Source organism: Shimia sp. R9_1, assembly GCF_017743775.1.
GTDB lineage: Bacteria > Pseudomonadota > Alphaproteobacteria > Rhodobacterales > Rhodobacteraceae > Shimia.
On the sequence record NZ_JAGHRN010000001.1, the window covers coordinates 909,592 to 921,866 of the forward strand.

General features: G+C 57.9%; 10 protein-coding genes. 8 read left to right on the forward strand and 2 right to left on the reverse strand.

Annotated features, from left to right (window positions below):
• Positions 1 to 15: 15 nt before the first annotated feature.
• The 4 genes from J7399_RS04340 (at position 16) to J7399_RS04355 (ending at position 4,792) form a co-directional block, all read left to right on the forward strand.
• A complete protein-coding gene (locus J7399_RS04340; RefSeq protein WP_209084317.1) occupies positions 16 to 1,170 on the forward strand; it encodes an FIST N-terminal domain-containing protein in 1,155 nt (384 codons plus the stop codon).
• Positions 1,171 to 1,174: 4 nt separating this feature from the next.
• A complete protein-coding gene (locus J7399_RS04345; RefSeq protein WP_209084318.1) occupies positions 1,175 to 3,388 on the forward strand; it encodes a PAS-domain containing protein in 2,214 nt (737 codons plus the stop codon).
• Between the two features lie 136 nt (positions 3,389 to 3,524).
• Positions 3,525 to 4,094, forward strand: a complete 570-nt coding sequence (locus tag J7399_RS04350; protein ID WP_209084319.1) for a DUF4202 domain-containing protein — start codon at positions 3,525 to 3,527, stop codon at positions 4,092 to 4,094.
• Positions 4,091 to 4,792 carry a CbiX/SirB N-terminal domain-containing protein gene (locus J7399_RS04355; RefSeq protein ID WP_209084320.1) on the forward strand — a complete coding sequence of 234 codons (702 nt, stop codon included), beginning with the start codon at positions 4,091 to 4,093 and terminating at the stop codon, positions 4,790 to 4,792. The genes J7399_RS04350 and J7399_RS04355 overlap by 4 nt, the downstream gene beginning before the upstream one ends.
• Here J7399_RS04355 and J7399_RS04360 read toward each other — a convergent pair.
• A complete protein-coding gene (locus J7399_RS04360; RefSeq protein WP_209084791.1) occupies positions 4,789 to 5,787 on the reverse strand; it encodes a LacI family DNA-binding transcriptional regulator in 999 nt (332 codons plus the stop codon). The two genes, J7399_RS04355 and J7399_RS04360, sit on opposite strands and share 4 nt — an antisense overlap.
• A gap of 155 nt (positions 5,788 to 5,942) precedes the next feature.
• Between J7399_RS04360 and gap the strand changes: the two genes are divergently transcribed.
• The 4 genes from gap to eda are packed head-to-tail and all read left to right on the forward strand — an operon-like array spanning position 5,943 to position 10,906.
• Positions 5,943 to 6,950: a type I glyceraldehyde-3-phosphate dehydrogenase gene (gene gap, locus J7399_RS04365; protein WP_209084322.1), complete on the forward strand. Its 1,008-nt coding sequence runs from the start codon at positions 5,943 to 5,945 to the stop codon at positions 6,948 to 6,950.
• 5 nt (positions 6,951 to 6,955) lie between these two features.
• Positions 6,956 to 8,410 carry a glucose-6-phosphate dehydrogenase gene (gene zwf / locus J7399_RS04370; protein WP_209084323.1) on the forward strand — a complete coding sequence of 485 codons (1,455 nt, stop codon included), beginning with the start codon at positions 6,956 to 6,958 and terminating at the stop codon, positions 8,408 to 8,410.
• 34 nt (positions 8,411 to 8,444) lie between these two features.
• Entirely contained in the window at positions 8,445 to 10,259 is a 1,815-nt protein-coding gene (gene edd, locus J7399_RS04375; protein WP_209084325.1) for a phosphogluconate dehydratase, read from the forward strand.
• Positions 10,259 to 10,906, forward strand: a complete 648-nt coding sequence (gene eda / locus J7399_RS04380) for a bifunctional 4-hydroxy-2-oxoglutarate aldolase/2-dehydro-3-deoxy-phosphogluconate aldolase (protein WP_209084327.1) — start codon at positions 10,259 to 10,261, stop codon at positions 10,904 to 10,906. Before edd ends, eda begins: the two co-directional genes overlap by 1 nt.
• Before the next feature lie 6 nt (positions 10,907 to 10,912).
• Here the strand turns inward: eda and J7399_RS04385 are convergent, their stop codons facing one another.
• The gene (locus J7399_RS04385; protein ID WP_209084329.1) at positions 10,913 to 12,268 is read right to left on the reverse strand and encodes an MATE family efflux transporter; all 1,356 of its coding nucleotides are present in this window, start codon (positions 12,266 to 12,268) and stop codon (positions 10,913 to 10,915) included.
• Between the last annotated feature and the right edge of the window lie 7 nt (positions 12,269 to 12,275).

Below are 12,275 nucleotides of genomic sequence, written 5' to 3' on the forward strand. Positions count from 1 at the left end.
AGGACATTGCCAGCTATGGACGCCAGCACGCCATTTACGGAAGCTACAATTGTGCGCACGGGCTTTGCGGATTGCCGCGCGCCCTATGCCTTGGCGCAACTGGCCAACGCTCTTGGATCAGACCCTTTGGCGCTGGTCATCCTCTTTGTGTCACCCGAGACAAACCTGCCTGAGTTCGTTGCCCAAGCGGAGACCCACTTCAAAGAGACAAAAGTTGTGGGCTGCACCACCGCAGGAGAACTGGGCGCGAAGGGCTACACAGAGGGTGAAATTGTCGCCGTCGGCCTGCCCACCGCGCATTTTGCCATCAAGTCGCTTTTCATTGATGATCTCTCTGAACTGCAGGCTCAGGAGCGGATCAGTGAGATGATCCAAAACCGTAATGCGCTCGCAGCCGATCACCCACGCTGGACATCAGAATTTGCGTTTTTGCTTGTAGACGGGCTTTCCACCTGCGAAGACGCACTGGCCGCCGAGCTGGCGATGGGATTGGGGCCAGTGCCGTTGTTCGGCGGCTCTGCTGGTGACGGAGAGGATTTTGGCGTAACGCATATTTTCTATGAAGGTGCCTTTCACACCAACGCGGCCGTTCTCATCCAAATTCGGTCCAACTGCCCCGTACATGTGTTCAAGACCGACCATCTTCAGCCCACCGAGCAACGCATGGTGGTCACAGCTGCAGACCCTACCACACGCTTGGTCCACGAAATCAACGCAGAGCCCGCCGCACGTGAATACGCCCGCATCCTTGGCAAAGATCCGGAACAGCTCACAACATTCACTTTTGCCGCACATCCCGTTGTAGTGCGGATCGGCGACCAAACCCACGTCCGCGCCATTCAACGTGTGGCGGACAACGGCGATCTGGTGTTTTTCTCAGCCATTGACGAGGGGGTTGTTCTCACCCTCGCGGAACCAGAAGACATGGTCTCCCATTTGGAACGCGAACTCTCTGTGCTGTCTGACCAGCGCCCCCCCGATATGATCCTGGGCTGCGACTGCCTGCTCCGGCGCGTCGAAGCCACGCAAAAGCAGGTCACCACAGAGATTTCCCGTGTGCTGGCAAAACACAATGTCGTTGGCTTTTCGACCTACGGTGAACAGATCAATTCCATGCACGTGAACCAAACCTTCACTGGTGTCGCCATCTATCCGCCACTGGAAGACTAAGCCCATGGCGCCTCAGTCCCTAGTAGATCCCGCCGACACGCTTGAGCGGCAAAACCAAAAACTGCTGACCATCGTTGACACGCTGATGCGACGGGCTGAAGCCAGCCCTGACAGCACCGGCGTGGCATATGCGCAATTTGAACGCGCTGTGATGCTTGAAGAGGAGGTCCGCGCCCGCACGCTCGAGCTTGAGCGTGCTCTGGATCTTCTGAACACCTCCAATGCATCTCTTGCGCAAGCCAATGCCGAGGCCGAGGCCGCGCGCGCCAACCTCGCCAACGCCATTGAAACGGTGCAAGAGGGATTTGCGCTCTTTGATGCAAACGAGAATTTGGTGATGTGTAACAGCCGCTTTGGCAAACACATGCGCGATGTGCACCACCTTTTCAAACCCGGCCTGCCCTTTGCCGAATATGTGCGCATCGTCTCTGCAAGCCCCTATTTGGAACTTCCCCAAGGCACCACCTCGGAGGATTGGCAGAAACGCCGCATGATCCGCCACCGCGAACAGCATGTGGTCTTCAACGCCCGCATGGCGGGCGACCGCTGGCTGCAGGTGTCAGAGCACCGCACCCGCGACGGCGGCACCGTGGTGCTGCAAACCGATGTCACCGACATGATGCTGATCGAGCGGCAGGAACGCGAACGCCTGCTGGACGATCAGGCCCGGCTGGTAAAAGCAACCCTGGAACACCTCAATCAAGGCGTGGGCATCTTTGATCGCGAAGCCAGACTGGTCGGCTGGAACCGCCGATTGGGCGAGCTTCTGTCGATCCCGCTACGCCGCTTCCGCTTGGGCCTGCCTTTTCGCACAGTCTATGACCAACTCTCCCGCATCGTGACCTTCCGCAACGCGACCGACGCGGTGGACCTCTTTGAATGGTCCGCCCATCAGGGCCGCCGCGCACCGCTGTCTTTTGAAGTCGCATTGGGGGAAGACCGCACACTGGCCGTCTTTGCCCAGCACATGCCCGATGGTGGCTTCGTGATTTCCTTCACAGACATCACAACCGAACGTCGGGCATTGCGCGCGATCTCTCAGGTCAATGAAACGCTGGAACGCCGCGTGCAGGAACGCACTTTGGAACTGCGCGACGCCCTGGCCGAGGCCGAGCGCGCCAACGCGTCAAAATCACGGTTCGTTGCCGCCGCCAGTCACGATTTGCTGCAACCGCTCTCCGCGGCGAAGTTGTATCTCTCCTCTTTGGAAAACGATCTTGAAGCCCCTGATCAGCGCGAACGCCTCATGAAAGCGACCGGCGCGCTGCAAAGTGTTGAAGACATACTCGGAGCACTTCTGGACATCTCCAAACTGGACTCCGGACGTGTCGCCGTCCATGAGAGCCGCATCCCTCTCAATGAATTGCTGCAGCAGCTGCATAGCGAATTGTCCCCTGCTGCAGCTGAAAAGGGGTTGCGATTTGACCTGCGAACCGCCGACCTCTCCGTCACCTCAGATGCCACTTATTTGCGTCGGATTCTGCAGAACCTGATGGGCAACGCGCTGCGCTACACCAATACCGGCCGGGTATTGGTTGGCACAAGGCAGCGGGGCGACACCGTCGTGGTGGAAATCTGGGACACCGGCCCCGGTATTCCGCCTGAACAACACCAAAAGGTCTTTGACGAGTTCCACCGCGTCAACGCAGCCGCCAGCCCCGCCGAAGGTTTGGGACTTGGCCTCGCGATTGTTGAGCGTGCATGCCGTCTTTTAAAACACCCCTTGGAACTTCACTCCACACCCGGCCGCGGCACACGGTTTTGCGTCACCCTGCCTCTGGCCGCCGTGCATGAAACCCCTCCTCCTACGGAGGTTCTGCCAACTCAGTCAAGCGAGCCACTGACCCACCGGATCGTCCTGCTTGTCGAAAATGACGAAGCTCTTAGGCAAGCGATCAGCATGACACTTGAAAACTGGGGCGCGGATGTTCTTTCTTGCGGCAGCGATGTAGAAGCCCTCGACCTCCTACGGGAAATCGACATCGCCCCCGATGTCGTTCTAGCAGACTACCAACTCGACAATGGTGCGACAGGGACTGATCTCGTTTCCATCCTGCGCGAGCTGTTCGGACCTTTGCCAGCCTGCGTTATCTCTGCAAACCGCTCCCCCGATCTGTCCGCGCTCTGTGCTGCCCTGCATGCGCCACTTCTGCACAAACCACTGGATCTGGAAGCCCTGCGAGACGCCCTTCAGAACGCCCCAACTCCGTCGACTTAGACACCGACAATACACACCCGCGATACAGACGCGATATTGACGCAATACCGACGTGATACCGACGCGCAAATTTGCCCCTTTCCGCGCGCCCTGACACCGCCTAAATAAATGATATTGCAGCAGCTCGGAGCCAGCCATGACCCGCCTTCAAACCGCCTTGGACGCCATTGACGAAGCCAACGCAAAAGACCCCAGACTGGATGAAGGCCAGCCCGAAGCCCTGCTCTATGGGACGCGGATGTCGGAGGAAGCCAACCGGCTTTTTCCCAATGCGTCCGAGAGCTTACAGATTGCAGCACGGGGGCAGCACATCGAGCGCTGGGTCTTGAAACGGGCCGACTATCCGGAAGGCCGCGCAGGTTATCTCAAATGGCGTCGCGACCTCGCGGTGCATCACGCCGATCGTGTTTCGACCATCATGGGAGATTCAGGTTTCTCGGAAGATGAGATATCTGAGACCGGAGCGATGCTGCGCAAAGAAGGCATCAAACGCAACGATCAGGTTCAAGCTCTTGAAGACATTATCTGTTTTGTCTTTTTGAAGTGGTACTTCGCGCCTTTCGCAGCCAAGCATCCTGAAGAAAAAGTGCTCGATATCGTGGTCAAAACGGCGCGAAAAATGTCCGCTGACGCCCGCGCCCGCGTGCTCGCTGAATTCGATCTGCCCGCTGATCTTGCTGCAGCTTTCGAAGCCCCCAACGCATGAGCAATCAGCAACGGGAAGCTCTTATCGTAGCACATGGACAGCCGTCTGTGCCCGTTCCTCCCGAACTGTGGCTACAAGGATTCGCCGCAGCGGTTGGCAAGCATCTGCCTGGTTGGCACATTCGCGCAGCCACCTTGGCAATGCCTGACGCTCTGGAGCGGCAAGTGTCTGAAATGCCAACAGGTTCTCCAATTTTCCCAATGTTCATGGCGGAGGGTTGGTTTGTCTCCAAGGTGCTTCCCCGACGCCTCAACGGTGCTGATTTCAGCATTCTGCCACCGCTCGGATTTCACCCTGCTCTACCCGACGTAGCAGCCGCAAGCATCCGAAAGAAGCTCATCTCGTTAGGTTGGGAGAACACCAAGAGTCACTTGCTTTTGGCGGCTCATGGCTCGGCCAAAGGTCCGAAAGCTGCAGCCTCAGCCAATGCCTTTGCTCAACAGCTCAGAGACCGCCTCCAGGACCTGAAAATCACCACAGGTTTTGTCGAAGAAGCGCCCTTCATAGCCGACGCCGCGCGGAACCTACCAAAGCAGAGCCTTTGCTTGCCGTTCTTCGCGCTGGAAGGAGAACATTGCCGGGAGGACATCCCAGAAGCGCTTGAAGAAGCAAATTTTTCTGGACACCTCATGCCCCCGCTCGGCACATGGGACGAAGCGGCAAAAATGGTTGCTGACACCTTCCGCAACTGTGCCTAAAGCGACCCGCCCCGTGTGACTTGTGGCTCCAATTTTACAGTTTGGGCCGGCGAATTCGGCCCCTGTGACGCCAAAATGATCTCCGCCGCCTTCTGGCCGATCTCAAATCGATGGGCATCCGTGGTTGCCAAGGTCATCGGCAAACCACGCAACAGTTTCAAATTGTTGAACCCAGCCAGCGCCAACTCATCGGGAACCGAAATGCCCTTGGCCAAACAGTGCATATAGGCACCGACACTCAATACATCGCTTGAAAAATAGATACACTCCAACTCCGGCGTTCGCGCCCGCAACATTTCGGTCAACTCATGACCCGTCTCAATCGAAGACACCCCGGAATAAAGCTCTTGATCAACCAATGAAACGCCCGCGTCTTCAAGTGCTTGCTCAAAACCTTTCAGGCGTTTCTCTGCCCGATAATCCTGCGGCATCTTCGTGCCGATAAAGCCGATTTTCTGATAACCCGCATCCAAAATGGTGCGCGCCATCACGCGTCCGGCTTCAAGATGCGAGATCCCAACGCAGTGTTTGACGGGTTCTCCATCCACATCCATCACTTCGACAACTGGACAGTCGGCATTCGCCAACATCTTGCGTGCAGCATCATTGTGCTCAAGCCCCGCAACCACCACACCAGTGGGGCGCCAACTCAGCATCTCACGAATGACCTCTTCCTCTTCAAGCAGATCATACCCTGTGACACCAATCACCGGCTTCAGCGGCGTGTCTTTCAGCGTTGAGCTAATGCCCGAGAGAACCTCTGGAAAAACAGAGGAATTGAGGCTCGGCACCACCACGCCCACAAGATTCACTTTGCTCGAAGCCAAAGCTCCGGCAATTCGATTCGGCACATATCCGACTTCTCGCGCGATCTGTTCGACCTTTTGACGCGTGGCTTCAGATACGTCCTGAGCACCACGCATGGCGCGCGACGCAGTCATTTCACTCACGCCCGCGAGCTTGGCGATGTCTTTGAGAAGTAGCTTTTTTCCCATGCCCAGATCGTCTGACACAACCACCGCCAACGCAACCCTGAAAGCGCACCTCGCAGAAGTTCGTGAGACCCCTTGATTCCAGAAAGATTAGAGTATACCGATAGCGCTAACGGTGGCGCTACCACAAGCGCTATTTAGGGTGTTGGGAGAAAGACATGACCACCAAGATAGCCATCAACGGATTTGGCCGCATCGGGCGCGGTGTACTGCGTGCCCTGATCGAAAGCGGCGTAGACGATATTGAAGTCGTAGCCATTAACGATCTGTCACCGAACGACCACCTCGTTCACCTGCTGAAGTACGACAGCGTGCACGGCCGCTTGAACGCGGATGTGTCGCTGGAAGGCGACGTGATGAAAGTCGCGGGCCAGTCAATCCGCCTTACCGCGATCCGCGACCCGCAGGAACTGCCTTGGTCAGACGTGGACGTAGCCTATGAGTGCACAGGCATTTTCACTGCACGCGATAAGGCGGCTCTGCTGTTGGAAAGCGGTGCCAAGCGCGTATTGATCTCCGCTCCCGGCGCAAATGCTGACAAAACAGTTGTGTTCGGAGTCAACGATGATGCGCTAACCGTTGAAGATGTGATTGTCTCAAACGCGTCCTGCACCACCAACTGTCTTGCCCCCGTGGCCAAAGTGCTCGACGATGCTTTCGGCATCAAAACCGGCTACATGACAACGATCCACGCCTACACCGGCGATCAGCCAACCCATGACACAAACCACAAAGATCTATACCGCGCGCGTGCCGCCGCCCTGTCTATGATCCCAACTTCGACCGGCGCCGCCCGTGCGATCTCTCTCGTATTGCCGCACCTGAAAGGCAAACTGGAAGGTTCCGCCGTTCGTGTGCCAACCGCCAATGTCTCTATGGTTGATCTGGTATTTGTGCCTTCTAAAGAAGCTTCTGTGGAAAGCGTGAACGCCGCCGTCAAAGCTGCTGCCGAAGGCCCGCTCAAAGGCGTGCTCGGCTATGAGGAAGCACCGCTTGTCTCCGCGGATTTCAACCATGACAGCCATTCTTCGGTCTTTGCTCCGGCTCAGACCAGCGTAACCGAAGAAGGTCTGGTGCGCGTGGTCAGCTGGTATGACAATGAATGGGGCTTCTCCAACCGTATGCTCGACACAGGCCGCCGTATGGGCGCGCTTCTGAAGGGTTAAATCAGATGGTCGCGCGCGTTATCCCCGTTGCTCCGTTTGATCTGGTGATCTTTGGAGCCACCGGTGATCTGGCCCGTCGCAAAATTTTGCCGGGGCTGTTTCACAGATTTCGCGCGGGCCAAATGCCTGCTGAGGCACGCATCATTGGTGCGGCGCGATCCGATATGGACAACGCCGCATTCCGCGCCTTGATCAAAGAAGCGATTGTTGAATTTGTCGACGAAAGCCTCCGTCCGGGCGACACGGTTGACACGTTTGTTGAGCGGCTCGCTTACTTTCACGTCGACGCAACCGGCGAAGACGGCTGGCAGGCGCTGAATGACTATCTGCGGGATGACACCATCCGCACCTTCTATCTCTCTGTCAGTCCATCACTCTTTGGCGCTATCGCCCAACGGCTGAGCCAGCATGGCATCGCCACGCCCGACAGCCGTATTGTGGTGGAAAAGCCCTTTGGGCACGATCTGGCAAGCGCCCAGGCGCTGAATAAGGATCTGCTGTCGCATTTTGACGAACAACAGATTTACCGCATCGACCATTACCTTGGCAAAGAGACCGTGCAGAACCTCATGGCGCTGCGCTTCGCCAACTCACTGTTTGAACCGCTGTGGAATTCAACCCACATCGACCACGTTCAGATCACGGTTGCAGAGAGCATCGGGGTGGCTGGTCGCGGCGGATACTATGACCAATCCGGCGCCATGCGCGACATGGTGCAGAACCACCTGATGCAGCTGCTGTGCCTGATCGCGATGGAGCCGCCTTCCAAGTTCACGCCCAATTCCGTGCGCGATGAGAAGGTCAAGGTGATCGAAGCGCTGGAACCAGTTGAGCTCAGCGACATCGTGCGCGGCCAATATCTCGCTGGCCGCGATGGCAGAAGCTACCTCGAAGACGTCGAAAACACCGACAGCCGCACCGAAAGCTTTATCGCGATGAAGCTCGCTGTAGGAAACTGGCGGTGGGCTGGGACGCCTTTCTATCTGCGCACCGGTAAGCGTCTGCGCGGCCGCAGCTCTGAAATCGCCGTTGTCTTCCGCGACCCGCCTCACAACATCTTCCCCAATAAGATGGAAGGACGCAAAGGCAATGCGCTGATCATTCGGTTGCAACCGGACGAAGGCATCACCCTGCGTACCACCATCAAAGAGCCCGGCCCTGGCGGTATGCGCCTGACCGAGGTGGCGATGGACATGTCCTTTGCAGAGGCTCTTGGTGAAAATCTTATCTCACAAGACGCCTATGAGCGGCTTATTATGGATGTCATCCGCGGCGACCAAACGCTATTCATGCGGGGTGATGAAGTGGAAGCCGCTTGGGCTTGGGCCGATCCTCTGATTTCCGCGTGGGAAGAGGCAGGACAGCGCCCGGTGCCATATGATCCGGGCGGTTCCGGCCCCGAAGAGGCACTCATGTTGATGCATCAGGGCGGGCGTCGCTGGCGTCCGATCGGTAACTAAGGCCAATTGGCCCAAGATAGGAAGGATGGCTCCTATGCCGCTCCACCCAACCGTTGAAAAAGTCACCGAGCGCATCATTGCGCGCAGCAAACCACACCGTGGCACCTATCTGGAACGCATGACACAAGCGGCCAGCCAAGGCCCGGCCCGCGCCCATCTCAGCTGCTCGGGCCAGGCCCATGCCTATGCAGGCGCGGGCGCAGATCAATCTGCACTGGCCACCGGAACCGCTGGCAACCTCGGCATCATCACCGCCTACAATGACATGCTCTCAGCGCACCAGCCCTTTGAGCGCTATCCCACGCTGATCCGCGATGCCGCACGTGCGGCCGGTGGCACAGCCCAGGTGGCTGGGGGTGTTCCCGCCATGTGTGATGGCGTCACGCAGGGCGAAGCTGGCATGGAGCTTTCCCTGTTCTCCCGAGATGTGATTGCCCTCGCCGCCGGGGTTGCCCTAAGCCACAACACCTTTGATGCCTCCGTCTACCTTGGTGTGTGCGACAAAATCGTGCCCGGTCTTGTGATCGCGGCACAAAGCTTTGGCCATCTCCCAGCGGTCTTCCTGCCAGCAGGTCCCATGACCTCTGGCATCTCAAACGACGAGAAAGCCAAAGTCCGTCAACGCTTCGCGGCAGGCGAGGCTGACCGTGCGGAGCTGATGGCCTCCGAAATGGCGGCGTATCACGGCCCCGGCACATGCACCTTCTATGGGACCGCCAACACCAACCAGATGCTGATGGAATTCATGGGGCTGCACCTGCCGGGTTCCAGTTTCGTCTCCCCCAACACCGATCTGCGTGATGCGCTCACAGAAGAAGGTGCACGACGCGCGCTCTCTCTTTCGGCGCTCGGCAACAACTACACCCCAACCTGCGATATCCTGGACGAAAAAGCCTTTGTGAATGGCATGATCGGCCTCAATGCCACCGGCGGCTCGACCAATCTGCTGATCCACCTGATCGCCATGGCCCGCGCAGGCGGCATCGTTCTGACATGGGAAGATTTTGCAGAATTGTCTGACGTGACCCCTCTGCTGGCGCGTGTCTATCCCAACGGCCTTGCTGACGTGAACCATTTCCACGCGGCAGGTGGACTTGGATACATGATTGGAGAACTTCTCTCCGCGGGTCTTCTGCACAGCGACACCAAAACCGTCGCCGGCGAAGGATTGGAAAACTACACGCAAGAACCGAAACTGATAGACGGTGCCTTGATCTGGCAACCGGGGACAAAGGTTTCGCTCAACGACAAAATCGTCCGCCCGGCGACTGATCCCTTCCAACCAACGGGCGGTCTTGCACGGCTTACAGGCAATCTCGGCACCTCTGTGATGAAGATCTCCGCCGTCGCCCCTGAACATCGCTTGGTCGAAGCTCCAGTCCGCGTTTTCCATGACCAGGACGAAGTGAAAGCCGCCTTCCAAGCGGGCGAATTGACCGAAGATGTGGTGATCGTCGTACGTTTCCAGGGCCCCAAGGCCAACGGTATGCCGGAACTGCACAGCCTGACGCCGTTGATGTCGATCATGCAGGGCAAAGGCCTCAAGGTCGCATTTGTTACCGATGGGCGTATGTCGGGCGCGTCAGGCAAGATCCCCGCCGCAATCCATGTGAGCCCAGAAGCGCTCGACGGCGGCACCATCGCCAAACTCAAAAACGGCGATATCGTGCGTGTGGATGCCGAGGCGGGTGTCCTCGAAGTGCTTACAGAGGGTGTCGAAGAACGCCCTGCTGTTGTTGCAGATCTGACCGCGTATCAATCCGGCACAGGCCGCGATCTCTTTGCCACTTTCCGCAATGCCGTCGGCTCTGCCACTACCGGAGCCTCTATCTTTGAAGGATCACATTGATGCCGATCACCCCAAAGGATGCCAGCGCACAGGCCCGCGATATCTGCAACGCGGCCCCAATCGTTCCTGTACTCGTTGTCGAAAATGCCTCTGACGCCAAACCTTTGGCCGAGGCACTGGTTGCGGGTGGCCTGCCCGCGCTAGAAGTGACTTTGCGCACGCCAGCCGCACTGGATGTGATCCGCGCAATGGCTGAGGTGCCTGGCGGGATGGTTGGCGCTGGCACCCTGCTGACACCGACAGATGTGAAAGCCGCGAAAGACGCAGGTGCCACATTTGGCGTCTCTCCCGGTGCCACCGACACGCTGATTGCCGCATGTGAGGCCGAGGGGCTTCCCCTCCTACCCGGCGCAGCCTCCGCCAGTGAGGCCATGGCGCTGCTGGAACGCGGCTATGACATGCTGAAGTTTTTCCCAGCTGAGGCAGCAGGCGGCGCAAAATTCCTAGGTTCCCTGGCAAGCCCGCTACCTCAAATTTCCTTCTGCCCAACTGGTGGTGTGAACCCGCAAAACGCCGGTGATTACCTGTCCTTGCCCAACGTGGTTTGCGCAGGCGGCAGTTGGGTCGCCCCCTCAAAGCTTGTCATAGCTGGCGCATGGGACGAAATCGAAGCGCTGGCCAAAGAAGCATCGCAACTACCGCGCTAGCCCTCCTCACCAATTCCGACGGCCGCTCACATGATGCAGCGTGCTTTCTTCAGCGAACGGATCAACCGGCGCAGGTGCACTGAGCCGGTTGATTGTCTTTGAGGCCGCGATCAACCCGACGATTGCAAACACTGCGCCCCCAAAGGCCTGGCCAAGCAACACCCCCGACGCGCCCCAAAGCGCCCCGCCTGCGATCACAAAGGGGTAAGTCCCCAATGTATGCCGCCCCCAATTCACATAGGTTGAATAGATCGGATGGCCGAGATTGTTGAAACAGGCATTACAGACAAAGATCACACCGTTGAAAAACTGCAATAGCGCAAGCGGCCCGCAAAAGAGGAGGATCAGCGTACGCATCTCTCCTTCTGCGTCAAAGATATCTGCGATCGGCGCGCGCAGCACAAAAAGGATCAGCGCCGCAAACAGCGTATAGGCGCTCAGAAACTGCAAACCGGCCTTCAAGGTGCCACGCACCCTGTCAAACTGGCTCGCTCCGAAGTTCTGGCCAACGATTGGCCCGATCGCGCCTGACAGCGCAAATACCACGGCAAAGGCCACCGGCAGCAACCGCCCAATCACCGCCATCGCAGCTACCGCATCGGTGCCATAGCGCGCCATTTCACGGGTTACGATGGCAGTTCCCAAAGGCGAAGCCACATTGGTCAAAACAGCGGGCCCAGCAATCCCACCAATGGCCTTTGCGTCGCGCACAAGGAGACGTACCGTAGGCCGCGCATAGCCATTGTGAATACGGATCACGCAAAAGAGCGCGTAGCCGCACATCACCATCCGCGCCACCACTGAGGCATAAGCAGCTCCATCAAGTCCAAGCCCGACGCCAAAGATCAGAATTGGATCCAGCGTAGCATTAACGAGCCCGCCAAACACTGTCCCCATCATAGATCGGCGCGCATCGCCATATGCTCGCAGCACTGCCATGCTTGCCATCGCTATGCCCATCAACGGCATGGTTGGCAGCACGATGCTGACGTATCGCTTTGCCAGCGCTAAGGTCTCCGCCTCAGCGCCCAGCCAGGAAATGATCGGATCAAGCGAACTCAATACGCCAATCGGCACAAGCACGCCGATCATTGCGACAACGACAGCAACCGAAGTGGCATATTCGCGTGCCAGCTGCGGCTGATCCGCGCCCACCGAGCGCGCCACCAGAGAGCCTGAAGAGATCGAGAGCCCGATATTGATCGCATTGGTGAAGAACAGCAATGTGCCTGCATATCCTACGGCGGCCGCAAGTGCTTTGTTGCCAAGCATTGAGATGAAAATCATGTCGACAAAATCGACTGCGAAAATCGCCATCAAGCCGACGGACGAGGTGAGCGACATCACGGTGACATGCCGCATCAAAGCG